This window comes from Pseudomonas sp. TZ252, assembly GCF_056110345.1.
This window is the reverse complement of the sequence record NZ_CM148566.1, coordinates 223348-247885: the sequence shown is the minus strand read 5'-3', so window position 1 is coordinate 247885 and position 24538 is coordinate 223348. Positions and strand designations below refer to the sequence as shown.

Below are 24538 nucleotides of genomic sequence, written 5' to 3'. Positions count from 1 at the left end.
CGCCGCCCCCATCGCCCAGGCGCCGGATAGTCCAGCGCTGCAAGGATACTTGCCATGCCTTCCCTCCAGCTCTACAGCGACAGTTCACCCAACGGATTCAAGATCACCATCGCCCTCGAGGAACTGGGGCTGCCCTACGCACTGCACCACGTTCGCATCGACCATGGCGAGCAACGCCGCCCGGAATTCCTGCGCCTGAATCCACATGGCCGGATACCGGTGCTGGTAGACCGGGCCGCCGGCATCACCCTGTTCGAGTCGGCGGCGATCCTGCAGTACCTGGCGGAGACCAGCGGGCGGTTGCTTCCCGACGCCCCCCGGGAACGCTGGGAGGCCCTGACCTGGCTGACTTTCCATGCTTCCAGCATGGGGCCCATCCTCGGCCAGCGCGTGCATTTCGAGATCTTCGCCGAAGAGCGGTACCCGCCGGCCATCGAACGCTATCGGCGGCTCTCCGAGGAGGTTTTCGCCACCCTCGACCAGCGCCTGGCCGGACGGCCCTGGCTGGCCGGTGAGCAATACTCCATCGCCGATATCGCCACCTTCGGCTGGACCCATACGGCGCGGATCGTCGACTTCGACTTCAGCCATTATCGCCACCTGGACGACTGGCACCGGCGCATGGCCCTGCGGCCTGCGGTGCAGCGCGGGATCCTCCTGCCGGAACCGGCGGTGGGTCCATGAGCGCCCTGCTGCAAGGCGCCTCGGCGCCGGCCTTCGTCGGGCACCCTGGCTATCGGCGCATGTTCGCCGCAGACGCGCTGACCCTGGGCCTGTTCCTGCCGTTGCGTTTCTACCAGGGCGACATGCGGGTGCTGCTGGGCCAGGCGCGGCTGGTCGAAGAAATCGATCGACTGGGATTCGCCGCCGTCTGGGTACGCGACGTACCGCTGTTCGACCCACGCTTCGGCGATGCCGGACAAGTGTTCGACCCGTTCACCTACCTTGGCTATCTGGCCGCGCGGACCCGCCGTATCGCCCTGGCCACCGGCAGCGCGGTGCTTTCCCTGCGCCAACCGGTCGACCTGGCCAAGGCCGCGGCGAGCGTCGACCGGTTGTCCGGCGGACGCCTGGTGCTGGGCCTCGCCTCCGGCGACCGGCCGGTGGAGTTCCCCGCCTACGGGTTGGAGCATGCTCAGCGCGGCGAGCGGTTCGCCCAGGGCCTGGACTACCTGCGCCAACTGCTGCACGGCTGCCGGCGCGTCGCCTCGCCGCTCGGTACGCTGGACGACGCCGAACTGTTGCCGCGTCCGCCGGCCGGCGCCATCCCGCTGGTCGTCACCGGCTCCGCGCGGCAGCCGGCGGACTGGCTGGCACGCCAGGCGGATGGCTGGCTGACCTATCCCGAGTCGACTGTCGATGCGTCCGGACCACGTCGCCTGGCCCGGAAGATCCGCGCCTGGAGGATGTCCATCGCGGACGGCGGGTTCCGCCCGCACATGACCAACGAATGGCTGGACCTGGTGGACGACCCGGCGTATCCGCGTACGCCGTTGCACGGCGGCTACGTACTGCGCACCGGGCGCAACGGCCTGATCGAGCTGCTCGGCGAATGGCGCGCGGCGGGCGTCAACCATGCCGCCCTGGGCATCCAGTTCTCCGCCAGGCCGGCAGCGGAAGTCATCCAGGAACTGGCCGAGGAGGTGCTGCCGTTGTTCCCGTCCCACCCGGGCGTGCAGCCGGCGAGCATGGACTGGTAGCTGACCGATTCGGTCAACCGAGCCTGAGCGCTCGCGTCATTGAGGGCGCCGGCCGGCGCCGCCTACCCTGCGGAACCACTGACCGCAGGGAGTCCCCGTACATGCAACGGCAGATCTTCGAGACCGAACACAACCTGTTCCGCGATGCCTTCCGCGCCTTTCTCGACAAAGAGGTGGTGCCGCACCAGGACGCCTGGGAAGAGGCCGGGGTGGTCGACCGCGCTGTCTGGAGGAAGGCGGGGGAGATGGGCTTCCTGCTGCCCTGGGCGGACGAGGAGTACGGTGGCGCCGGGCTCAAGGACTTCCGCTACGAGCAGATCATGTGCGAGGAGCTGGCGCGGATCAACGAACCGGGCTTCATGATCCCGCTGCACTCGGCGTTGTGCGGGCCGTACATCGCCGAATACGGTAGCGCCGAGCAGAAGGCCCGCCTGTTGCCGGGGATCGTCCGTGGCGAGACCATCCTCGCCGTGGCCATGACCGAGCCGTCCGCCGGCTCCGACCTGGCCGGCATGCGCAGCACCGCGGTGGACAAGGGTGACCACTGGCTGCTCAACGGCTCCAAGGTGTTCATCTCCAACGGCCTGCTGGCCGACCTGGTGATCGTCGCGGCGAAGACCGATCCGGCGAACAAGCACGCCATGGGCCTGTTCCTGGTGGAGCGCGGCATGCAAGGCTTCGAGCGCGGGCGCAACCTGAAGAAGCTCGGCATGAAGAGCCAGGACACCGCCGAGCTGTTCTTCAACAATGTGCGGGTGCCGAAGGAAAACCTGCTGGGCGACGCCAAGGGCGGCTTCTTCTACCTGATGAACATGCTCGCCCAGGAGCGCCTGACCAACGCCTGCGGCGCGGTGGCCGGGGCCGAGGCGGCGTTGCAGGCGACCATCGACTACGTGAAGGAGCGCCAGGCCTTCGGCCGGCCGGTGGCGCACTTCCAGAACACCCGCTTCAAGCTCGCCGAAATGCGTACCCAGATCGACGTGGCGCAGGTCTTCACCGACCGCTGCGTGATGGACCACAACCAGAAGAAGCTGTCCCCCGAGGTCGCCGCCGAAGCCAAGCTGTTCACCACCGAGCTGCTGGGCAAGGTGGTCGACGAAGGCGTGCAACTGCATGGCGGCTGGGGCTACATGTGGGAGTATCCGATCTGCAGGATGTACGCCAACGCCCGCATCCAGCGGATCTTCGCCGGTACCTCGGAGATCATGAAAGAGATCATCAGCCGCGGCATGAAGCTCTGACGCCACGGCCATGTCGCGCCGCGCGGCGGGTGGATAGGCTGCTCGGCAGGCGATCCCGACCAATGCCCGGCGACCCAGAGGAGGGAGCATGAAAGGCCCGTTGTCATCGTTGAAAGTGCTGGATTTCTCGACCCTGTTGCCGGGGCCGTTCGCCTCGCTGCTGCTGGCCGACATGGGGGCGGACGTGCTGCGCGTGGAGTCGCCCGGGCGCATGGACCTGGTGCGGGTGCTGCCGCCGCACGTCGACGGCACCTCGGCCAGCCATGCCTACCTGAACCGCAACAAGCGTTCCATCGGCCTCGACCTGAAGCGGCAGGGCGCGCGCGAGGTGGTGCTGGAGCTGGTACGCGAATACGACATCGTCCTCGAACAGTTCCGTCCGGGGGTGATGGACAAGCTCGGCGTCGGCTACGAGGCGCTGAAGGCGGCGAACCCGCGGCTGATCTACGTGGCCATCACCGGCTACGGCCAGACCGGGCCGTACCGCGAGCGCGCCGGGCATGACATCAACTACCTGGCGCTGGCCGGCGTCGCCAGCTACACCGGGCGCCGCGAGCGTGGCCCGTTGCCGCTGGGGGTGCAACTGGCGGACCTCGCCGGTGGTTCGTTGCATGGCGTGATGGGCCTGCTGGCGGCGGTCATCCACCGGCAGCAGACCGGCGAGGGGCAGTTCGTCGACATCAGCATGACCGACTGCGCCTTCAGCCTGAACGGCATGGCCGGTGCAGGCTATCTCGCGGCCGGGGTCGAGCCGGAGATGGAGGCGCTGGCGCTGAACGGCGGCAGCTTCTACGACTACTACCTCACCCGCGATGGCCGCTGGTTCTCGGTAGGCAGCCTGGAACCGCAGTTCATGCAGCAGTTCTGCGCCGCCATCGGCCGCCCGGAACTGGCCGCCCGCGGCCTGTCGCCGAAGCCGGAAGAGCAGCGGGCGCTGAAGCGCGAGATCGAGATGGAGTTCGAGAAACGCGACTTCGCCGAATGGCAGGCGGTGTTCGCCGCCCTGGATGCCTGCGTGGAGCCGCTGCTGCCGCTCTCCGAGGCGCTGGAACACCCGCAGTTGCAGGCGCGCGGGCTGGTCGCCCGGGTGCCGCTGGCGGACGGCGGCAGCCAGGCGCAGATGGCCTGTCCGATCAAGTTTTCCGCCGGCCTGCCGGCGCCTCGCCACATCGGCACGGCGCTCGGCGCCGACACCGTGGCGGTGCTCGAAGGCCTGGGCTACTCCGCCGAACGGATCGCCGAGCTGAAGGCGGCCGGGGCCATCGCCTGAATCACTCGCGGAGCACTTCGCCGGTGAACACCAGGGTCGCCTTGCAGCGCCGGCAGTAGTAGCGGCGCCCCTTGGCCACCAGGGTGTGGCGTTGCGGGGAGAACGGGAAGTCGTTGTGCTCCGGGCAATGGCAGCGGTACAGGTAGCGGGTGGTGGCGCGGCGCTTGACCGCGTAGGTGTGGCAGCGGTCCGGCGGCAGGCCGTAGATGCCGCGCATGATCAACTGCCACTCCTCGCCGTGGGGGCGGATGCGCGGGCCGAACAACTGGTGCGCGATCAGGTGCGCGACTTCGTGGGCCACGGTCTGTTCCAGGAAGTGCTCGCGGTTCTCGCGGTACAGCTGGGGATTGAAGCGCAGCAGGTTCTCGTCGAGATGGGCGACCCCGGCTTTCTGGCCGCGCAGGCGGAAGCTGACGGTCGGGCGGGGGAAGCTGCGTTGGAAGAAGTGTTCGGCCTGCCGATAGCAGGCCTCGACGCGGGCGTTGAGGTGTTCGGGCATTCGGGAAGACTCCAGCAGCGGGCGATTATGCCGGAGACAGGAGGGCGGGCGCAGGCGTCGGGACGACCGCTCGTCCGGGGTGCAGGATCAGGCAAGCGCGGCGGCGGGCAAGAAAAAACCGGGCGGCGGTTGCCCGCGGCCCGGTCGTACGATGCGTTCGCTGGACGTCAGCTGGTGTATTCCGGGCCGACCCCGCTGCCCCAGAGGATCACCGACAGGGCGATCATCGCCACCAGCACCACCAGGCCCACCGCCAGCACCGAGCTGGAGAACAGGAAGCCTTCGTCCTTGTGGATGTTCATGAAGGTGGGAATCCCCACGTAGAGCAGGTAGACCGTGTAGCTGATCGCCGCCACCCCGACGATCATTCCCAGCCAGAGGTGCGGATACAGCGCCGCCAGCCCGGCGATGAACAGCGGCGTGGCGTTGTAGGCGGCGAACACGATGCACTGGGTCAGGCTCGGATTGGCGTCGTAGGTCCGCGCCATCCAGTGGATGAACGCGCCCATCACCGCCACCCCGGCGAGCATCGCCAGGTAGGTGAGGACCGTCATCTGCAACGCGCTGGCCTGGGTCAACTTGACCGGATCGCCGCCGCCGACCACCCAGCCGACCTGGGTCGTGCCGATATAGGCGGAAATCGCCGGAATGGCAGCCAGGATCAGGATGTGGGTCAGGTACATGTGGCTGATGCTTTCTTCTTCGCCACGGATTTCCTGCCATTCCTGATCGGGATGGGTGAAGAGCCCCCATACATGATGGATCATGCCGTTTCCTCCTCGTTCTTATGTGGTCGCCCCCCAGCGAAGCGCCGGGCGCGCATGGACAGCGCCACCCGGTGCTCGGCCGACCTATGCGACCTTATGTCGCAGTATAGGAACGGCCCGAGCCCGCGTCGCTCGCGGGTTTAGAGCAAATCGAAGCTTCACGGCCGGCTGTAATAGCGTTGCAGTATTTCCATCGCCTTGTTGATCGATTGCAGGCGCGCAGTGCTGCCGCCGCGGTCGGGATGGTGCTGGCTGACCAGTTGCCGGTAGCGCAGCTTGATGGCGGGATAGTCGACCGCGCCTTCCAGCTCGAACAGGGCGAGGGCGGCAGCCTTCTCCTCGCTGCCCTGCATGCGCGTCCAGAAACTCTGCAGCAGCCGCTCGACGTCGGCCTCGCTGGTCTCCCCCAGGTGACGCAGGTCGAGGTAGTAGTCGCGCAGCGGATCGCCCTGTTCCAGCGCCTGCGTGCCATCCACGTAAGGATGCAGGCGCAGGCTCAGCGGGCTGATCTCCAGGTGCGCCTCGCGCTCGGCCCAGAGGTGGTCGCGCAGGTGGTAGAGCGCGTTGAACAGGAGGAAATGGGTGCGGAACAGCACCAGCTTGTCGGCCAGTTCGCGATGGGGGATATGCGTCGAATGGCGGGCCTTCAGCAGCTGGATCAACTGGTATTCGGAAAGCCCCTCGGGATGCTCGCGCAGCAGGCAGAGGATCTGCCCGGCGAGGTCGAGGCGGTGGTCGAGGTCGGGAGTCATGGGACAAGACTAGCATCGGGCGTCGGGAGGGGCTGGGGTCGGCGTCGCTTTGTGCGTAAAATAGTCAGCTTTTCTCCTCGAACACCCGGATTCCAGAGCACCATGGGCACCCTTTCGGTCAATCAGAACAAACTGCAGAAGCGCCTGCGCCGCCTGGCCGGCGAGGCCATCACCGACTTCAACATGATCGAGGATGGCGACAAGGTCATGGTCTGCCTGTCCGGCGGCAAGGACAGCTACACCATGCTCGACATCCTGCTCTACCTGCAGAAGGTCGCGCCGATCCGCTTCGAGATCGTCGCGGTGAACATGGACCAGAAGCAGCCCGGTTTTCCCGAGCACGTCCTGCCGGAGTACCTGAAGTCGATCGGCGTCGAGTACCACATCGTCGAGAAGGACACCTACTCGGTGGTCAAGGAGAAGATCCCGGAAGGCAAGACCACCTGCTCGCTGTGCTCGCGCCTGCGCCGTGGCACGCTGTACACCTTCGCCGACGAGATCGGCGCGACCAAGATGGCCCTCGGTCACCATCGCGACGACATCCTCGAGACCTTCTTCCTCAACATGTTCTACGGCGGCACCCTGAAGGCCATGCCGCCGAAGCTGCTGGCCGACGACGGGCGCAACGTGGTGATCCGGCCGCTGGCCTATTGCAGCGAGAAGGACATCGAGGCCTATTCCCAGCTCAAGGAGTTCCCGATCATCCCCTGCAACCTCTGCGGTTCGCAGGAGAACCTGCAGCGCCAGGTGGTCAAGGAAATGCTGCTGGAATGGGAACGCAAATCGCCGGGGCGTACCGAGATCATGTTCCGCGCCCTGCAGAACGTGGTGCCGTCGCAACTGGCCGACCGCAACCTGTTCGACTTCGCCAACCTGCGCATCGACGAGAACGCCACGCCGCGCTTCCTCGACGTGATGAACCTCTGAGCTGCGCCGCGGGTCAGTTCTTCTCTCCGGTCTGCAAGGATTCCCGATGCGCGACTACGCCTGGATGTACGAATACTGCCTGAACCGCTTCGGCTCCAGGGAGGCGCTGGAAGCGCGCCTGCCGCAGCCGAAGAGCGCCGCCGAGCTGCGCGCGGTGGGTGACGACCGCTACCTGTCGCTGATCAGCCTGCGGATCTTCCGCGCCGGCCTCAAGCACAGCCTGGTGGACGCCAAGTGGCCGGCCTTCGAGGAAGTGTTCTTCGGCTTCGATCCGCAGAAGGTCGTGCTCATGAGCGCCGAGCATCTCGAGCGGCTGATGCAGGACGCCCGCCTGATCCGCCACCTGGGCAAGCTCAAGAGCGTGCCGCGCAATGCGCAGATGGTGCTCGACCTGGCCCGCGAGCATGGCAGCTTCGGCAACTTCCTCGCGGATTGGCCGGAAACCGACATCGTCGGCCTGTGGAAGCTGCTGAGCAAGCGCGGCAACCAGCTCGGCGGCTTGTCGGCGCCGCGTTTCCTGCGGATGGCCGGCAAGGACACCTTCATTCCCAGCGACGACATGGTCGCCGCGCTGAAGGCCCAGGAGATCATCGACAAACCGCCCACCAGCCTCAAGGACCTGGCTGCCGTGCAGGCCGCCTTCAACCAGTGGCGCGAGGAGAGCGGCCGGCCGCTGTGCCAGCTGTCGGTGATGCTGGCACATACGGTCAATCATTGAGCTAGAGGCTCAGCCGACCGCTGCCGATCATCCACAGCGCCGCCAGCGCGAGGACCAGCACCAGCGCCGCGACGCTGCCTTCGGCGCGATTGCCGAACGCCGGCAGGCCGCGCTGGCGACGGGCATGCAGGAAGAAGCCCAGGCCTGGCGCGTAGAGGATCATCGACAGCAGCAGGTATTTCAGCCCGGCGGCGTAGATCAGCCAGACCCCGTAGAGCGTCCCCAACAGCGCCAGCGCCAGCATCGCGCCCGAGTGCGGGCGGCGCGCCACCAGCTTCAGGCAGAAGCCGGCGCAGAGCAGGTAGGGGATCAGCGCCATCGAGGTGGCCAACTGGATCAGCGCGTTGTAGCCCGAGGCGTTGAGGAAGGCCACCAGCAGCAGCGCAGAGATCAGCGTGCTGGTCAGCCACAGTGCCGGCGCCGGGGTTTCCACCGCATTGGTGCGGCCGAACAGTGCCGGCGCGGTGTGCGTTGGGCCACGGCTGGCCAGGTAGAGCATTTCCACCGCGAGCATGGTCCAGGCCAGCAGCGCGCCGCCGACCGAGACGATCAGCCCGACGTTGATCAGCGTGGCGCCCCAGGGGCCCACCGCCGCGGCCATCACCTGAGCCATTGAGGGGTTCTTCATCTGCGCCAGTTCGTGCTGCGGCACCACGCCCAGCGACAGCACCGAGACGCAGACCAGCAACAGCAGGGTGACCACGAAGCCGAGCAGGGTTGCGCGGCTGACATCGGCCGCGTGCCGCGCGTGGCTGGCATAGACCGTGGCGCTCTCGATGCCGAGGAATACCCAGACGGTGTAGAGCATGGTGGTTTCCACCTGGCGGGCGACGCTGCCCAGGGCCGGGCTGCCCCAGAAGTCCAGGTGAAAGGTCTCGATGCGGAAGGCCAGGGCTACGCAGAGGATGAACAGGGCGATCGGCACCACCTTGGCGAGGGTCACGATGGCGTTGGTGATCGCCGCGTTGTGCACGCCGTGGAGGACGAAGGCATGCATCAGCCAGAGCACCGTCAATTCGCCGAGCAGCGCCGGCCAGGTGGTTCCGTCGCCGAAGAAGGCCAGCGCGCCGAACGAGCCGAGGGCGCTGAACAGCACCACCAGGTAGCCGGCGTTGCCGACCCAGGCGGAAATCCAGTAGCCCCAGGCGGCATTGAACCCCAGGTATTCGCCGAAGCCTTCGCGGGCGTAGCCGTAGACGCCGTCGTCCAGTTCGGGGCGGGTGGTCGACAGCCACTGGAATATCCGCGTCAGGGTCAGCATGCCGACGAAGGTGATCGCCCAGGCGATCAGGATCGCGCCGGCGCCTGCGCCTTCGGCCATGTTCTGCGGCAGGCTGAAGATGCCGCTGCCGATGATGCCGCCCACCACCAGCGCGGTCAGCGCCGGCAGCCCCAGTTTTCCCTTGTCCGAATCGGCCATGTGGCACCTCCGAAACTGCATCCGGTATGTCGCGCCCGGCGCAGGCGGAGCCTGCGCCGGGGTGCGACGGCGGGAGGCGGCGGGTCGGTCCGCCGCGGCATGGTTCAGAAGCGCAGCGACATGCAACTGACGCCGCCGTCGATCTTGCGATATTCGGAGGTGTCCACCTCGATCACCCGGTAGCCGAGGCGGGCGATCTTCTCGCGGGTCCGGGGATAGCCGGCGGGCATGATCACCCTTTCGTTGACCCAGATGCAGTTGGCGGCGTAGGACTCCTCTTCGGGGATCTCGATGATGTTGAAGTCCTGGAACTCCGGCTTGCTGACGAACTCGCCGGCGGCCAGCAGGTTGTTGTGTTCCAGGTAGGCGAGCCCGGTCTTCAGGTGCAGGACCTTTTCCAGGCGCACCACCGAGCCGCTGAGGCCATGTTTCTCCAGGATCGCGATCATCTGCCGGGCGCCCTCGGCGTTGGTGCGGGCCGATTCGCCGATGTAGAAGTGGTCGCCGACCATCATGATGTCGCCGGCTTCCACCGTGCCGGGTGCCTCGATGCGCTCGACCTTGCCCGGATAGAAGCGCTGCACGGTTTCCTCGATGATCTCGGTCTCGCCGCGCCGCGATTCGGCGCCGGGGCGGGTGATGATGGCGCAGCGCGAGGTGCAGAGCACCGGGTCCTCGACGAACACCGAGTCGGGGAAGCGTTCGTCCGGCGGCAGCAGGGTGATGTCCACGTCGCAGGTCTGCAAGGCGCGGATGTAGGCGTTGTGCTGCTCCAGGGCCTTGGCGTAGTCCGGCTTGCCGAGGTGGCTGGAGGTCAGGCCGTCGACCAGGCTGCGGGCGGGCGTGCGAGCGATGATGTGCTTGAACATGACGATTTTCCTCGTGTGGGGACGACGAGGTCGTTGCAAGCCACGCGCCAGCCAACGCCCGGGAATTGCCTTGGAAATCCTTGATAAATCGGAGGATTTTCCTGGTTTTCCGAGGGCTTGGTTGATCCACGCCAAGGATGCTCGGTCGCGCTGCGTCGAAGATGGGACAACTGACGAGATTTCGACATCCGGGAAACCGAGGGGGAGAGCATGGCGCTTGTCGAGGAGCCGACGATTTCCGCGCGAAGCGGTGAACTGGCCTGGTTGGTGGACTGCCTGGCGCCGATTTTCGACGGCCTGCGGCAACCGGTCACGGTGGTCGACCCCTCCGGTCGCTTCGTCTACTACAACCGTGCCAGCGGCCTGCTCGATGGTCTCGACCCGCAGCGGGCGTTGGGTATGCACCTGTTGCAGAGCGCTCCCTGGCTGGCGGCCGAGCAAAGCACGCTGTTGCGTTGCCTGGCCGAAGGGCGGCCATCGATCGATACGCTGCAGGCCTACGTGGGGGCCGGCGGCGAGCTGTTGCAGTATCGCCACCGGGCGATCCCGCTGCGCGGGCGCGACGGTTGCCTGCTCGGCGCGATGGAGCTCGGCGAAGTCGTCGCCGAGACCGAAGAGGCCGCAGGCCTGGCGGATTGCCCGAACATCCTGAGCGTGGCGCCGAGCCTGCTGCGGCAGTTGCAGCGCCTGGACGTTTTCGCGGCCACCGACCTGCCGCTGCTGATCCATGGCGAGACCGGCACCGGCAAGGAACTGTTCGCCCGTCGCGCCCATGCCCTGAGCCCGCGACGCAGCGGTCCGATGATCAGCCTGAACTGCGCAGCGATTCCCGAGACGCTGCTGGAAAGTACCCTGTTCGGCACCACCCGCGGCGCTTTCACCGGCGCCGAGAACCGCAAGGGCATGTTCGCCCTGGCGCAGGGCGGCAGCTTGTTCCTCGACGAGATCAATTCCATGCCGATGGCCATGCAGAGCAAGCTGCTGCGGGTCCTGCAGGACGGCAGCTACCTGCCTCTGGGCAGCCTGAGCCCGCAGCGGGCCGATGTACGCCTGATCGCGGCGAGCAACCAGCCGCCGCGCCAGGCGATCGCCGAGGGACGCCTGCGCGAGGACCTGTACTACCGTCTGGACGTGGGCAGCCTGTGCATCCCGCCGCTGCGCGAGCGCCCCGGCGATGTGGAACTGCTGGCACGGGCGTTCGTCCGTCGCGATGCGCGCAGCCTCAACCCGCGTGTCACCGCTCTTGGCGAGCGGGCGCTGGCGCAGTTGCTGGCCTGCGACTGGCCGGGCAACGTCCGGCAACTGGAAAACGTGATCCGGCGCAGCCTGTTGCTGCACGGGGAGGGCGGCGCACTGCTGGATGAGGTGGCGTTCGCCGACGACGGCGCCGAGGCCGTGGGCGGCGAGGCCGCGCTCTCGATGAACAGCGCGGCGGTCGGAGGCCTGCGCGAGGCGCTGGCGCAACAGGAGCGCAACCTGATAGAAGACGCCTTGCGCCAGGCGCGCGGCAATCTCTCCCGGGCCGCCGCCCGGTTGCGGATTCCGCGCACGACCCTGCTCGGGCGCATGCGCCGGCTCGGCTTGCCGGCTTCCCTCGATCCGCCAGCCTGACAGGAGCCAACCATGGACAGCCACAGCCCGATCGCCACCGTCGCCCAGGCCCTGCGGCGCGCCGAACGCATCCTGGTCATCACCGGCGCCGGCCTCTCCGCGGACTCCGGTATGCCCACCTATCGCGGCCTCGGCGGTCTCTACAACGGTCGCACGGAAGAGGGCCTGCCGATCGAGGCGGCACTTTCCGGACCGATGCTGCGGCGCGATCCGGCGCTGTGCTGGAAGTACCTCGCGGAACTCGGCAAGGCTTGCCTGGCGGCCCGACCCAACGCCGGCCACGAAGCCATCGCCGAGTTGCAGAAGCACAAGCCGGAATGCTGGGTGCTGACCCAGAACATCGACGGCTTCCATCGCCAGGCCGGCTCGCCGGCCGAGCGGCTGATCGAGATCCATGGCGAACTGGCGCCGCTCTACTGCCAGTCCTGCGGTGCCGAGAGCGGCGGCCTGGAGGAGCATCTGCACGGCCAGTTGCCGCCGCGCTGCGCCGCTTGCGGTGGGGTGCTGCGGCCGCCGGTGGTGCTGTTCGAGGAAATGTTGCCGGAAGAGGCGATCGATACCCTGTACCGCGAATTGCGCAAAGGCTTCGATGCGGTGCTGGTGGTGGGAACCACCGCGAGCTTCCCCTATATCGTCGAACCGGTGCTGCGCACGCGGCAGGCGGGAGGCTTCACCGCGGAGGTGAATCCTGGCGTGACCGACCTCAGCGAGCGGGTCGATGTGAAAATGACAGGACGAGCCTTAGACATCATGCCGCAGGTGGTAAGTCACATTTATCGATAAAAAACTTGCATAGGATTGATCGAGAAGGCAAATTAGCCCGCTAGTAAAACTAATGAGACACGGTCGTGCCCATGCTTAAACGCTTAGCACCCCTCGTGCCCATGAGTTTCGTTCTGCTGCTGGCCGCTTGCGCCAGCCATTCGCCGGAGCCGCAGGTCGCCAAAGAGCCGACCGCAGCCAAGAGCAGCATCGACGTCGAACGCGACGCGATCGCTTGGCAGGATGTTGAGGACGAAGGGGCGGACAATTCATCGGCTGGTACGCCTGCGCTGGCGTCCAGCATCCTCGAGCGCGCTTTCGAACTGATCGGTACGCCGTACCGTTTCGGCGGTACGACGGCGAAAGGCTTCGATTGCAGCGGCTTCGTCGGCTACCTGTTCCGCGAGGAGGCCGGCATCAAGCTGCCGCGCTCCACCCGCGAACTCATCGATATGGACGTACCGCTGGTCTCCAAGGACGAGCTGCAGCCCGGCGACCTGCTGTTCTTCAACAACCGTGGCCGTGGTCGCGTCAGCCACGCCGGCATCTACATCGGCGATGGCCAGTTCATCCATTCCGCCAGCCGTCGCGGCGGCGGGGTGCGGGTGGACAGCCTGGACTCCAGCTACTGGAGCCTGAGCTACATGGAAGCCAAGCGGGTGCTCGAACCCGGCTACAAGGATGCCCTGACGAGCAAGCGCTAAACTTAAAGTTTTACTTTAAGTATTGCGTTTAACTCCTTGTCGTAGCAAAGTGGAAGCATTCCTCACCAGGAAGGCTTCCACTATGCATGCACTGGCCCGATTCTCGATCCTCGCCTTTGCTGCGCTGCTTACCGCCTGCGCCAGCAAAGCGCCGCCCCCCGCGCCCGCCAAACAGGTCGTATTCCGTCCGGCGACGAATTTCTCGCCCGCCGCCGACGATGTGCTGTTCCGTGCCCTCGGCCTGGTCGGCACGCCCTACCGCTGGGGCGGCAACACGCCCGATTCGGGCTTCGATTGCAGCGGCCTGATCAACTTCGTCTACCGCGACATGACCGGCATCAAGCTGCCGCGCTCGACCCGCGAGATGATTTCCATGCGCGCGCCCAGCGTGCCGGTGCAGGCCCTGCAGACCGGCGACCTGGTGTTCTTCGCCACCTCCGGTGGTCGCACCGTGAGCCATGCCGGCATCTACGTCGGCGAGGGTCGCTTCGTGCATGCGCCGCGCACCGGCGGCACGGTGCGCCTGGACAGCCTGCAGAACAGCTACTGGCAACGCGCGTACCTGGACGCCAAGCGCGTGCTGGTCGCGCCGTCGCCGTTGGCGCGGGTGCCCTGAGGCGGGGAGGTCCGGGCCGATGACCACCCGCACCCTCAACCTCGACGACAACCTCTACCGCTACCTGCTGGACGTTTCGCTGCGGGAAACCCCGCTGATGACCCGCCTGCGCGAGGAAACCGCGAAGCTGCCCAACGCACGCTGGCAGATCGCCCCCGAGCAGGGCCAGTTCATCGCCTTGCTGCTGACCCTGATCGGCGCGCGGCGGGCGCTGGAGGTCGGCACCTTCACCGGCTACAGCGCCCTGTGCATGGCTACCGCCCTTGGCGAGCAGGGGCGTCTTACCTGTTGCGACCTGCCCGGCGACTACCACCTGACTGCGCGCCGCTACTGGCGCGAAGCCGCTGTCGAGGAGCGCATCGAGCTACGCCTCGGGCCCGCCCTGGAAACCCTGCGTGCGTTGCTCGACGAAGGCCTGGCCGGGCAGTTCGACCTGGCCTTCATCGACGCCGACAAGGCCAACTACCCCGAATACCTGGAGGCCGCGCTGGCGCTGGTGCGCCAGGGTGGGCTGGTGCTTTTCGACAACGTGCTGTGGAGCGGCCGGGTGCTCGAAGCGCAGCCGAAGAGTGCGGATACCCGCGGCATCCAGCAGCTCAACCTGGCGCTGAAGAACGACGCGCGGGTGGACTACTCGCTGCTGCCGATCGGCGACGGGCTGAGCGTCTGTCGCAAGCGCTGAGCGAGGCTCAGCGCACGCCCCACGGCGGGCTGCCCAGGGCCTGCTGGAGAAACTGGACGAACAGCTTCACCTTCGGCGAGAGGGTTGCCGCTCGCGAATACATGGCGTAGATCAGGTCGTCCAGCGGCCGCTCCTGCGGCAGGGCCTCGACCAGCCGGCCGGCGGCCAGGTCCTCGGCGGCGATGAACAGCGGCAGCATCGCCAGGCCCAGGCCACGCACCGCGGCGTCGCGCATGGTCTGGCCGTTGTTGGTGTTGAAGCGTCCGCGCGGGGTGATCATCCGCGCCGGCTCGCCGGCCACCCGCGGCTCGAAGCTCCATAGCTGCGACGGGGTGTTGTGGCTGTAGCCGATGCAGGGATGGCAGAGGATGTCTTCGATGCGTTGCAGCGGGCCGTGCCGTTCCAGGTATTCCGGGCTGCAACACACTACCCGGCGGCTGGTGCCCAGTTGGCGGGCGATCAGCGAGCTGTCCTGCAGGCGGGTGATGCGGATCGCCAGGTCGTAGCCTTCCTTCTCGAAGTCGACGATCCGGTCGTCCAGTTGCAGGACCACTTCCAGGCGCGGGTTGCGCGCCATGAATTCCATCACCAGCGGCCCCAGCCAGAGCGTGCCGAAGCTCATCGGCGCCATCACCCGCAATTCCCCGCACAGGTCGTTCTCGCGCAGGGCCACGCTTTCCGCGGCGTTGTTCAGGTCCTGCAGCGAGGCCTTGGCCGACTTGTAGAAGAAGCCGCCGGCCTCGGTCGGCTCGACGTTGCGCGTCGAGCGGTAGAGCAGGCGCACGCCGAGGTGGCGCTCCAGGTCGCTGACGCGTTTGCTGATCACGGACTTGGACAGGCTCATGCGTTCGGCGGCGGCGCTGATGCTGCCCAGCTCGACCACGTTGAGGAAGGCCTGTATGTCTTCAAGGCGCAGGCTCATGGCGAATCTCGAAACAATCGGGAGGCAGACTGTCGCATGCGGGAGAACTCCTGGTAAGGGGATGCGCGCGTCGAACGTGCGGGAAAGACAATGGCAGGGCAAGCGTAGCGCGCCCGGGGAATGGCATTGTTCTCGTATCGAGAACACCGTTTTCGCATTTTACCGGGCGGTAAATCGCTGTCGCTGTCACTACTCTTGATGGGCGGCGTGCGCTCCCGAGACCGCCCATGCTTGCCTCCCAGGAGGCGCTTCGTTTCACACCGCGCGGCGACGGACGCCGCCCGAGACCGGAGAAACACCATGTCCTTCACCTACAAGCGACTCGACAAGAACGATGCGGCGGTGCTGTTCGTCGACCACCAGGCAGGCCTGCTCTCCCTGGTCCGCGATTTCAGCCCGGACGAGTTCAAGAACAACGTCCTGGCATTGGCCGACATCGCCAGGTTCTTCAACCTGCCGACCATCCTCACCACCAGCTTCGAGGATGGCCCCAACGGCCCGCTGGTGCCGGAACTCAAGGAAATGTTTCCGCAGGCCCCGTACATCGCCCGCCCCGGCAACATCAACGCCTGGGACAACGAGGACTTCGTCAAGGCAGTCAAGGCCACCGGCAAGAAGCAACTGATCATCGCCGGCGTGGTGACCGATGTCTGCGTAGCCTTCCCGACCCTCTCGGCACTGGAGGAGGGGTTTGACGTATTCGTCGTCACCGACGCCTCCGGCACCTTCAACCCGGTGGTGCGCGACGCCGCCTGGGCGCGCATGACCGCCGCCGGCGCGCAACTGATGAACTGGTTCAGCGTCGGCTGCGAACTGCACCGCGACTGGCGCAACGACATCGAAGGCTTCGGTGCCATCCTCGGCGGCCACCTGCCGGCGTACGCCAACCTGATCCAGAGCTTCGGCACGAAGAAGTAAGCCGGCTTCGCCGCTGTCCCGGACACAAGGCACTCCGACCATCGGGTGCCTTGTGTCGTTTTCCGTCCAGGTGTTTTCATCGGAACGCCGCTTCGCCGGAACCCGAGGTTCCGGCACGCCCCCCATGCACAGGAGAAACCCCATGGCTACCCAGGTCGTCAACGCTTCCCTCGGCACCACCTCTTATCGCGTGACCCTCGGCGACGACAGCCACCAGTGGCTGAGCGACGTGCCGGCCGCCCTCGGCGGCGCCGACAGCGGTCCCTCGCCGCACGAGATCCTGCTCTCGGCGCTGGGCGCCTGCACGGCGATCACCGTGGCGATGTACGCGCAGCGCAAGGAGTGGCCGCTGGAGGGTATCGACGTGCAACTGAACATCGTCGAGGAACGCACCAAGCCGGAGCCCTTCACCCATATCCGCCGCGACATCCGCCTGGCCGGCGATCTCGACGCCGAGCAGCGCCAGCGTCTGCTGGAGATCGCCAATGCCTGCCCGATCCATCGTGTACTCTCCGGAGAGGTCAGCGTCAGCAGCCAGCTACGCGACTGAACCCGCACGCACAACGAGGAGCACGGCATGAGCGACGACATCAAGGTATTGGGCATTTCCGGCAGCCTGCGCAGCGGCTCCTACAACAGCGCGGCGCTGCAGGAGGCGATTGGCCTGGTCCCGCCGGGCATGAGCATCGAGCTGGCGGACATCTCCGGCATCCCGCTGTACAACGAGGACGTCTACGCCCTCGGCTTCCCGCCCGCGGTGGAACGCTTCCGCGAGCAGATCCGCGCGGCGGACGCGCTGCTGTTCGCCACCCCGGAATACAACTATTCGATGGCCGGGGTGCTGAAGAATGCCATCGACTGGGCCTCGCGGCCGCCGGAGCAGCCGTTCTCCGGCAAGCCGGCGGCGATCCTCGGTGCCAGTGCCGGGCGTTTCGGCACCGCGCGGGCGCAGTATCACTTGCGCCAGACGCTGGTGTTCCTCGACGTTCATCCGCTGAACAAGCCGGAAGTGATGATCTCCAGCGCGCAGAACGCCTTCGACGCCCAGGGCCGGTTGCTCGACGACAAGGCGCGCGAGCTGATCCAGCAGCAGTTGCAGGCCCTGCAGCTATGGGTGCGCCGCCTGCGCGGTTGAATGCCTCGTCACCGGAGAGCCTGAACATGAGCAATACCGAAGAGCGTTGCGACCTGTCCTCCTCGCGGGACTGTCCGGAGCGCCGCGAACACCTGCTGCAACGGGTCACCGCGCGTGCCGCGGAAATCGGCGGCGGGATCACCGTCAGTCGGCTGATGCCGTCGCGCCAGCGTCGGATGATCGGTGCCTGGTGCTTCCTCGACCATGCCGGTCCCGCCGAATTCGAACCTGGCGGCGGACTGGCCGTGGGCCCGCACCCGCACATCGGCCTGCAGACCTTTACCTGGATGATCCAGGGCGAGGCGTTGCACCGCGACAGCCTGGGCAACGTCCAGGTGATCCGCCCCGGCCAGGTCAACCTGATGACCGCCGGTCATGGCATCGCCCACACCGAGGAGTCGCTGCCCGACGAGCGCCACGCCCACGCCGCGCAGTTGTGGATCGCGCTGCCCTACGAGCAGCGCGACATCGCCCCGGCCTTCGACCATCATCCCGACCTGCCGCGCTGGCAGGAGCAGGGGGTCACCTTCACCCTGCTGGCCGGTGCGCTGGCCGGGCGACAGGCGCCGTGCCGGCTCTACTCGCCGCTGCTCGGTGCCGACCTGGCCTGCCACGACGCCTCGACCCTGCAACTGACGCTCGACCCGCACTTCGAGTACGGCCTGCTGCCGCTGGAAGGCGGGTTGGAAGTGGGCGGCGAGCATTTCGCGGTGAACGAACTGGCCTACCTGGGCGACGGCCGCGACGGCCTGCAACTGCAACTCGACCCTGGCGCGCGGGTGCTGTTGCTGGGTGGCGCACCGTTCGGTGCGGAGATCTTCATGTGGTGGAACTTCGTCGGCCACAGCAAGGGCGAGATCGCCCGGGCGCAGAAGGCCTGGGAGGAGGGGGATGCCCGCTTCGGCCGGCTCGACGCCCTGGAAGGGCCGCGCTTGAGCGCTCCGCCGATTCCCTGGAAGATCGACGCCGAGTGAGGTCGATGTGCCGCCGGGTGCCCCGGCGGCGTCCTCGAATGCCTGTCGGCGATCGTTGTGGACCTGCGGCCTGGCGATTCGCCGGCAGCGGGAAAACTTTCTGCACCCATCGCCGGTCAGAACTCGCCTATCGCATGCACCGAACAGGAAGTGAGCCACATGCAATTCGAACACCTGGTCCAGGTCAACGACCGGACACTTGTCGACCTGCCGGTCCTCGACCGGCTGCAACTCTGGGAAGGCCTGGTCTGCCGTGCGCGCGAGCCACAGTATTTCGTCGTCGGCCTGGAGCGTTTCGAGATCCTCGTCGATGACGGCGACCGCCTGCACCGGCGCCTGTACCTGCCGGGTCTGGTGGTCGAGGACGAAGTCGTGCTGAAGGCGCCGGACAGTGCCCACTACAGTATCAAGCCGAGCGCCGAGGTGGCCGGCGGCAGCCTCGACATGACCATCGAGGAGCCGGAACCCGGCTCGCTGTTCGTGCGTTTCGCCTACTGCACCCGCTACCTGCAGCCGCTGGGCGACGAACTACCCTACGACGCCTTCGTCAAGCAGGCCTATATCGCCATGGATGTGGAGACCATCGCCACCATCCGCGACCGGTTCGGCGCCAGCGCCGCCAGCGGGAGTTGAGCGTGGAACACGGAAGCAGTTTTCTCCAGTCCGGCGTGGTCTTCCTGATCGCGGCGGTGTTCATGGTGCCGCTGGCCAAGCGCCTGCAACTGGGCGCGGTGCTCGGCTACCTGCTGGCCGGCGTGCTGATCGGTCCCAGCGTGCTGGGCCTGGTGGACAACCCGGAAAGCGTCGCGCAGATCTCCGAGATGGGCGTGGTATTGCTGCTGTTCATCATCGGCCTGGAGCTGTCGCCGCGGCGCCTGTGGGTGATGCGCAAGTCGGTGTTCGGCGTCGGCCTGCTGCAGGTGCTGCTGACCGGCCTGGTGATCGGCACCGTGGCCCTGGTCGGCTTCGACCAGCCGGTGAACAGCGCGGTGGTGCTCGGCCTGGGCCTGGCGCTGTCGTCCACCGCCTTCGGCCTGCAGATCCTCGCCGAGCGCAAGGAACTGACCCAGCCCCATGGCCGCCTGGCCTTCGCCATCCTGCTGTTCCAGGACATCGCGGCGATCCCGCTGATCGCCATGATCCCGCTGCTCAGCGGTGCGCACAGCGACGCCGGCGGCAGCGAACTGACCCAGACCCTCAAGGTGGTCGGCAGCATCGCCGCGGTGGTGGTCGGTGGCCGCTATCTACTGCGCCCGGTGTTCCGCATCGTCGCCCAGACCAAGCTGCAGGACATGTCCACCGCCACCGCGCTGCTGGTGGTGATGGGCACCGCGCTGCTGATGGAGCTGGCCGGCGTGTCCATGGCCCTCGGTGCCTTCCTCGCCGGCCTGCTGCTGGCCGACTCGGAGTACCGCCACGAACTGGAGGCGCAGATCGAGCCGTTCAAGGGCCTGTTGCTCGGCCTGTTCTTCATCAGCGTGGGGATGAGCGCGGACATCAGCCTGCTGCTCAAGTCGCCGTGGATGGTGCTCGGCCTGACCGTGCTGCTGATCGCCCTGAAGGCGCCGGTGCTGTACTTCGTCGGACGCATTTCCGGCGGCCTCGACAAGGCCTCGGCGCTGCGCCTGGGCGTGGTCCTGGCGGCCGGCGGCGAGTTCGCCTTCGTCGTGTTCAAGATGGCCCGCGACCAGGGCCTGTTCCAGAACGACCTGCACAACCTGCTGGTGCTTTCCATCACCCTGTCGATGGCCCTGACCCCGTTGCTGGTACTCGGCCTCGCGCGCCTGCTGGCGAAGGAGCCGGAGGCGACGAAGCCGCCGCCGGAAATGGAACGCATCGACAACGACGACACCCCGCGCGTGGTGATCGCCGGGGTCGGCCGCATGGGCCAGATCGTCGCTCGCGTGCTGCGCGCCCAGCGCGTGCCGTTCATCGCCCTGGACACCTCGGTGGAGACCATCGAGCTGACCCGTACCCTCGGCGCGATCCCGATCTTCTACGGCGACCCGATGCGCCCGGAGATCCTTCGCGCGGCCCAGGTAGAGAAGGCCGAGTTCTTCGTCATCGCCACCGATGACCCGGAGACCAACATCGAGACGGCCAAGCGCGTGCGCAAGCTGTATCCGCACCTGAAGATCATCGCTCGCGCGCGTAACCGCCAGCACGTCCACCTGTTGCTCGACGCCGGGGTCGAGCCGGTGCGCGAGACCTTCTTCTCCAGCCTGGAGATGAGCCGCATGGTGCTCTGCGGCCTGGGTCTGAGCGAGGAACAGGCGGACGCGCGGATCCGTCGTTTCCGCCGGCACGACGAAGAGGTCCTGGCCTCCCAGCACCTGTTCTACAACGACCGCGACGCGCTGATCAAAAGCGCTCGCGAGGCGCGGGTCGAGCTGGAGACGCTGTTCCAGACCGACCAGCTGGAAGACCGTGGCGCGGTAGCGGCGGAGACCCCGGAGAAACCTTCCCGCGCGTCCTAGCGCCCGACCCATGCCGGTACGCCGGCATGGGTAATTCCCACGCCTGGGTCCATACTTTGCGGATATCGCAGTACGAAGGTTGGGATACCCGCGCGGCATCCCCTCTGTAGGGTGGAGGGCATCAGCCCAGCAGACGGCTGGACGCTTCCGCCGATCGAGGAACCTTATGCCTGTCGAACACCTGGACGTACTCATCGTCGGCGCCGGATTGTCCGGCGTCGGCGCCGCCTACCACCTGATGAAGCATTGCCCCGGCAAGAGCTTCGCCCTGCTCGAAGGGCGCGCGGCGATGGGCGGTACCTGGGACCTGTTCCGCTACCCCGGCATCCGTTCCGACTCGGACATGTTCACCCTCGGCTACAACTTCAAGCCATGGAGCGATCCCAAGGCCATCGCCGACGGTCCGTCGATCCGCCGCTACATCGAGGAGACCGCACGGGAGAACGGCATCGACCGGAAGATCCGCTACCGCCACCGGGTGCTCAGGGCCGACTGGGATTCCGCCAATGCGCGCTGGAACCTCGACGTGCAGCGCGGCGACGAGCCCGAGCCGCTGCGCATGACCGCGCAGTTCCTGCTGATGTGCACCGGCTACTACCGCTACGAGGCCGGCTATACCCCGGAATTCGTCGGTCGCGAGGACTTCGCCGGGCAGGTCGTCCATCCGCAGCTGTGGCCCGAGGACCTCGACTACAGCGGCAAGAAGGTGGTGGTGATCGGTAGCGGCGCGACCGCCGTGACCCTGGTGCCGTCGCTGACCGACAAGGCCGCCCACGTCACCATGTTGCAGCGCTCGCCATCCTACGTGATCACCCTGCCGCAGAAGGACGCGATCTCCAATTTCCTCCGCCGCTTCCTTCCGGAAACCTGGATCTACCGCCAGGCGCGGGCGCGCAACGTGGCCATGCAGATGGTCTTCTTCATGCTCGCCAGGACCTTCCCCGGCCTGGTCCGCAAGGCCCTGCTCAAGCTGGCCAGCCTGCAACTGGGCAAACGCTTCGACATGCGTCACTTCAGCCCGCGCTACAAGCCGTGGGACGAGCGGGTCTGCGCGGTGCCGGACGGCGACCTGTTCAAGGTGCTGCGCAAGGGCAAGGCGTCGGTGGTCACCGAGCACATCGACCGCTTCGTCGAGCGGGGCATTCGCCTGAAGACCGGCGAGGTGCTGGAGGCGGACATCATCGTCACCGCCACCGGCCTCGACCTGGTGATGTTCGGCGGCGCCGAGCTGGCGGTCGACGGCAAGCCGTTCCAGGTCAACCAGAGCATGGGCTATCGCGGCATCATGCTGCGCGACCTGCCGAACCTGGCGGCGGTGGTCGGCTATACCAACGCCAGTTGGACGCTCAAGGCGGACCTCTCCAGCGAATACTTCTGCCGCCTGATCAATCACATGGATGCCACCGGCATGCGCCAGGTGACCGCCCGCGACAGCACCGGCGACGTGCGCGAGGAGCCCTTCCTCAACCTCGACTCCGGCTACATCCAGCGCGCCGCCGAGCGCATGCCCAAGCAGGGCGACCGGATGCCCTGGAAGCTTTACCAGAACTACGTCCTCGACCTGGCGCTGCTGCGCTACGGCAAGGTCGAGGACGGCTACCTGGTGTTCTCCTCGCCGGCGCCGCAGCGGCAAGCCGGCGGCGCGGCGGTGCAGGCCCTGGGCTGAACCCGGTGGGTGTCGCTCAGGCGTTCGCCACGACCTGCCCGTAGGCCTTGCGCCAGGCGTCCAGGCCGCCGGCCAGCGCCCAGGTGCGGGTGAAGCCGGAGGCGTTGAGGCGCTGGGCGAGCATCGCGGCGGAAAGTTCGTGGGGACAGGCGCAATAGATGACGATGCTGGCGTCCCTGAGGTCGCCGGGGAGGTCCTTCAGCGACACGTTCAGCTCCACCGGGATGGCTCCCGGAATGCCGCTCGGCTCGTCTTCGTGATGGGCGCGGACATCGAGGATCACCGGCAATTGCCCCTGTTCGCGAAGGTTTTCCAGTTCCTCCACGCTGATTCGCGGAATCCGCCGGCTGCGCGACAGCAGGCGCTGGCGCTGCCAGAGCTTCCAGGCGATGAAGGCGGCGAAGGCGCCGGCGATCAGCAGCGCGCCGATGGCCGCGTAGTCGCTGAGCAGGGCCAGCAGGTGGTCTACCGCATCGCTGAAGATCACCCCCAGCAGCAGCGCGGAACCGGCCCAGAGTGCCGAGCCGGCGGCGTCGTAGGCGAGGAAGCGGCGCAGGTGGGTGCGGGTCATGCCGGCCAGGGTGGTGGACAACGCACTGGCGCCGGGCAGGAACTTCGACATCAGCAGCGCCCTCGGACCGACCCGCAGGTACATGTTCTGGCTCTGGCGGATGCAACTGTCCTGGGACAGCGAGACCTTGCAGATGCTGCGCAGGAGGAAGCCGCCGTAGCGGCGTCCGGCCAGGTACCAGGCGACGTCCGCCAGCAGGCAGGCGAGCACCACCACCAGCAGGACCACGCCCAGCGGCGCGCCGACGCCCTGCATGGCCAGCGCGCCGGCGACGATCAGCGCCGGGTAGGCGGGAATCGGCAGCCCGGCCTGCTCGCAGAGCACGTTGAGGAACAGCAGGAGCAGCCCGTGGTTCTCCAGCAGGGGTTGCAGTTCACGCATGGCGGAGCCTCTCGAATTCTTCTGCGGGTAGTGTGAGCGCGAAGCGTGAAGCTGGGAAGAACCCAGTCGGCAGGGCCGGAGGCGTTGCGGCGGATAACGCCGCTGCGTCGAGAGAGGCTGGGGCGCAACGAAAGCAGCCCCTCGCCCGTGGGGGCGAGGGGCTGTCGGGTCAGGCCACTTCCACCAGCAGCACTTCGCTGTCTTCCAGGGCGGTGACCTTCAGGGTCGGTTCGTCGCGTACCGCCAGGCCATCGCGGGCCTCGGCGCGCACGCCGTTGACCTCGATGCTGCCGGTGGCCGGTACCAGGTAGGCGCGGCGACCGTTTTCCAGGGCGTACTCGGCGCTCTGGCCGGCCTTCAGGGTCACCGCGGCGACCTCGGCGTCGGCGCGGATGTGCAGCGCTTCGCTGTCCTGCTCGTCGCCGCTGGCGAGAGTGACGAAACGACCGTCGCGCTCGGCCTTCGGGAACGGTTTGGAGCCCCAGCGCGGTTGGTCGCCGCGGCGGTCCGGGATGATCCAGATCTGGAAGATCCGGGTGGTCTCGGCTTCCAGGTTGTACTCCGAATGGACGATGCCGGTACCGGCGCTCATCACCTGCACGTCACCGGCCTCGGTGCGGCCCTTGTTGCCCAGGCTGTCCTGGTGGGTGATCGCGCCTTCGCGGACATAGGTAATGATCTCCATGTCGCGGTGCGGGTGCGGCGGGAAGCCGCTGCCGGCGGCGATCTCGTCATCGTTCCAGACCCGCAGGCGGCCCCAGTCCTCGCGCTCCGGATCATAGTAGTCGGCGAAGGAAAAATGATGACGCGCGTTCAGCCAGCCGTGGTTGGCATGGCCCAGACGGTCGAAGGGACGACGTTCGATCATGATCGGATCTCCATTGGGCCCGTCGCCGCTCGTTTGCGCGAGGGGGGCGGGCGGTTGATGGGGTCATCATCCGTCAGATCATTGCGAT

26 protein-coding genes are annotated in these 24538 nt (G+C 67.0%); 18 read left to right on the top strand and 8 right to left on the bottom strand.

From position 1 onward, the window contains the following. Window positions 1–54 precede the first annotated feature (54 nt). The 4 genes from ACYAF3_RS01160 to ACYAF3_RS01145 all read left to right on the top strand — a co-directional run bounded on the left by ACYAF3_RS01160 (window position 55) and on the right by ACYAF3_RS01145 (window position 4211). Complete coding sequence (locus ACYAF3_RS01160; protein WP_003112463.1) at window positions 55–684, top strand: glutathione S-transferase family protein; 630 nt, start codon at window positions 55–57, stop codon at window positions 682–684. After that, entirely contained in the window at window positions 681–1700 is a 1020-nt protein-coding gene (locus ACYAF3_RS01155) for an LLM class oxidoreductase (RefSeq protein WP_023115467.1), read from the top strand. Before ACYAF3_RS01160 ends, ACYAF3_RS01155 begins: the two co-directional genes overlap by 4 nt. 101 nt (window positions 1701–1801) lie before the next feature. After that, a complete protein-coding gene (locus ACYAF3_RS01150) occupies window positions 1802–2941 on the top strand; it encodes an acyl-CoA dehydrogenase family protein (protein WP_003082447.1) in 1140 nt (379 codons plus the stop codon). Window positions 2942–3029: 88 nt separating this feature from the next. After that, window positions 3030–4211, top strand: a complete 1182-nt coding sequence (locus ACYAF3_RS01145; protein WP_116350024.1) for a CaiB/BaiF CoA transferase family protein — start codon at window positions 3030–3032, stop codon at window positions 4209–4211. Window position 4212: 1 nt separating this feature from the next. On the opposite strand, the gene ACYAF3_RS01140 is transcribed toward ACYAF3_RS01145, so the two are convergent. From ACYAF3_RS01140 to ACYAF3_RS01130, 3 genes are all read right to left on the bottom strand, one after another. Then, window positions 4213–4710, bottom strand: a complete 498-nt coding sequence (locus ACYAF3_RS01140; RefSeq protein WP_003082453.1) for a SprT family zinc-dependent metalloprotease — start codon at window positions 4708–4710, stop codon at window positions 4213–4215. A 167-nt stretch (window positions 4711–4877) separates the two neighbouring features. Next, entirely contained in the window at window positions 4878–5477 is a 600-nt protein-coding gene (locus ACYAF3_RS01135; RefSeq protein WP_003082455.1) for a Yip1 family protein, read from the bottom strand. A 158-nt stretch (window positions 5478–5635) separates the two neighbouring features. Further along, window positions 5636–6229 (bottom strand): DNA-J related domain-containing protein, encoded by a 594-nt coding sequence (locus ACYAF3_RS01130; protein WP_003082458.1) that lies wholly within the window; start codon window positions 6227–6229, stop codon window positions 5636–5638. A gap of 102 nt (window positions 6230–6331) precedes the next feature. On the opposite strand from ACYAF3_RS01130, the gene ttcA reads away from it, so the two are divergent. Both ttcA and ACYAF3_RS01120 read left to right on the top strand, forming a co-directional pair. After that, window positions 6332–7156 carry a tRNA 2-thiocytidine(32) synthetase TtcA gene (ttcA, locus tag ACYAF3_RS01125; protein WP_003082462.1) on the top strand — a complete coding sequence of 275 codons (825 nt, stop codon included), beginning with the start codon at window positions 6332–6334 and terminating at the stop codon, window positions 7154–7156. A 46-nt stretch (window positions 7157–7202) separates the two neighbouring features. Next, window positions 7203–7874 carry a DNA-3-methyladenine glycosylase I gene (locus ACYAF3_RS01120; RefSeq protein WP_003082464.1) on the top strand — a complete coding sequence of 224 codons (672 nt, stop codon included), beginning with the start codon at window positions 7203–7205 and terminating at the stop codon, window positions 7872–7874. Between the two features lies 1 nt (window position 7875). Here the strand turns inward: ACYAF3_RS01120 and ACYAF3_RS01115 are convergent, their stop codons facing one another. Together ACYAF3_RS01115 and ddaH are read right to left on the bottom strand one after the other, a co-directional pair. Continuing rightward, window positions 7876–9294 carry a basic amino acid/polyamine antiporter gene (locus tag ACYAF3_RS01115; RefSeq protein ID WP_033999088.1) on the bottom strand — a complete coding sequence of 473 codons (1419 nt, stop codon included), beginning with the start codon at window positions 9292–9294 and terminating at the stop codon, window positions 7876–7878. A gap of 104 nt (window positions 9295–9398) precedes the next feature. Beyond that, window positions 9399–10163: a dimethylargininase gene (gene ddaH, locus ACYAF3_RS01110; protein ID WP_003086612.1), complete on the bottom strand. Its 765-nt coding sequence runs from the start codon at window positions 10161–10163 to the stop codon at window positions 9399–9401. Between the two features lie 210 nt (window positions 10164–10373). Between ddaH and ddaR the strand changes: the two genes are divergently transcribed. From ddaR to ACYAF3_RS01085, 5 genes are all read left to right on the top strand, one after another. Beyond that, on the top strand, window positions 10374–11774 hold the full coding sequence (gene ddaR / locus ACYAF3_RS01105; protein WP_033981126.1) for a transcriptional regulator DdaR: 1401 nt from the start codon (window positions 10374–10376) through the stop codon (window positions 11772–11774). 12 nt (window positions 11775–11786) lie between these two features. Next, entirely contained in the window at window positions 11787–12557 is a 771-nt protein-coding gene (locus ACYAF3_RS01100) for an NAD-dependent deacylase (protein WP_003112457.1), read from the top strand. A 65-nt stretch (window positions 12558–12622) separates the two neighbouring features. Then, window positions 12623–13240: a C40 family peptidase gene (locus ACYAF3_RS01095; protein WP_003082470.1), complete on the top strand. Its 618-nt coding sequence runs from the start codon at window positions 12623–12625 to the stop codon at window positions 13238–13240. Window positions 13241–13322: 82 nt separating this feature from the next. Then, window positions 13323–13856: a C40 family peptidase gene (locus tag ACYAF3_RS01090; RefSeq protein ID WP_003082473.1), complete on the top strand. Its 534-nt coding sequence runs from the start codon at window positions 13323–13325 to the stop codon at window positions 13854–13856. Between the two features lie 19 nt (window positions 13857–13875). After that, window positions 13876–14538, top strand: coding sequence for an O-methyltransferase (locus ACYAF3_RS01085; RefSeq protein ID WP_003086626.1), 663 nt, complete (start codon window positions 13876–13878; stop codon window positions 14536–14538). Window positions 14539–14545: 7 nt separating this feature from the next. Here ACYAF3_RS01085 and ACYAF3_RS01080 read toward each other — a convergent pair whose 3' ends face one another. Then, window positions 14546–15460, bottom strand: a complete 915-nt coding sequence (locus ACYAF3_RS01080; protein WP_003082475.1) for a LysR family transcriptional regulator — start codon at window positions 15458–15460, stop codon at window positions 14546–14548. Between the two features lie 300 nt (window positions 15461–15760). On the opposite strand from ACYAF3_RS01080, the gene ycaC reads away from it, so the two are divergent. The 7 genes from ycaC to ACYAF3_RS01045 all read left to right on the top strand — a co-directional run bounded on the left by ycaC (window position 15761) and on the right by ACYAF3_RS01045 (window position 22630). Continuing rightward, window positions 15761–16378 (top strand): isochorismate family cysteine hydrolase YcaC, encoded by a 618-nt coding sequence (gene ycaC / locus ACYAF3_RS01075; RefSeq protein ID WP_003082476.1) that lies wholly within the window; start codon window positions 15761–15763, stop codon window positions 16376–16378. A 142-nt stretch (window positions 16379–16520) separates the two neighbouring features. Beyond that, the gene (locus tag ACYAF3_RS01070) at window positions 16521–16928 is read left to right on the top strand and encodes an OsmC family protein (protein ID WP_003158235.1); all 408 of its coding nucleotides are present in this window, start codon (window positions 16521–16523) and stop codon (window positions 16926–16928) included. 27 nt (window positions 16929–16955) lie between these two features. Continuing rightward, window positions 16956–17513, top strand: a complete 558-nt coding sequence (locus ACYAF3_RS01065) for an NAD(P)H-dependent FMN reductase (RefSeq protein ID WP_003082483.1) — start codon at window positions 16956–16958, stop codon at window positions 17511–17513. A 26-nt stretch (window positions 17514–17539) separates the two neighbouring features. After that, on the top strand, window positions 17540–18487 hold the full coding sequence (locus tag ACYAF3_RS01060; RefSeq protein WP_003145400.1) for a pirin family protein: 948 nt from the start codon (window positions 17540–17542) through the stop codon (window positions 18485–18487). A 159-nt stretch (window positions 18488–18646) separates the two neighbouring features. Further along, window positions 18647–19120, top strand: a complete 474-nt coding sequence (locus tag ACYAF3_RS01055) for an SRPBCC family protein (RefSeq protein ID WP_003082488.1) — start codon at window positions 18647–18649, stop codon at window positions 19118–19120. Between the two features lie 2 nt (window positions 19121–19122). Further along, entirely contained in the window at window positions 19123–20964 is a 1842-nt protein-coding gene (kefB, locus tag ACYAF3_RS01050) for a glutathione-regulated potassium-efflux system protein KefB (RefSeq protein WP_003112454.1), read from the top strand. 166 nt (window positions 20965–21130) lie between these two features. Next, on the top strand, window positions 21131–22630 hold the full coding sequence (locus ACYAF3_RS01045; protein WP_003082495.1) for a flavin-containing monooxygenase: 1500 nt from the start codon (window positions 21131–21133) through the stop codon (window positions 22628–22630). Window positions 22631–22646: 16 nt separating this feature from the next. Here the strand turns inward: ACYAF3_RS01045 and ACYAF3_RS01040 are convergent, their stop codons facing one another. Both ACYAF3_RS01040 and ACYAF3_RS01035 read right to left on the bottom strand, forming a co-directional pair. Continuing rightward, window positions 22647–23582, bottom strand: a complete 936-nt coding sequence (locus tag ACYAF3_RS01040; RefSeq protein WP_003112452.1) for a DedA family protein/thiosulfate sulfurtransferase GlpE — start codon at window positions 23580–23582, stop codon at window positions 22647–22649. 169 nt (window positions 23583–23751) lie between these two features. Then, complete coding sequence (locus ACYAF3_RS01035; protein ID WP_003086661.1) at window positions 23752–24450, bottom strand: pirin family protein; 699 nt, start codon at window positions 24448–24450, stop codon at window positions 23752–23754. Window positions 24451–24538 lie beyond the last annotated feature (88 nt).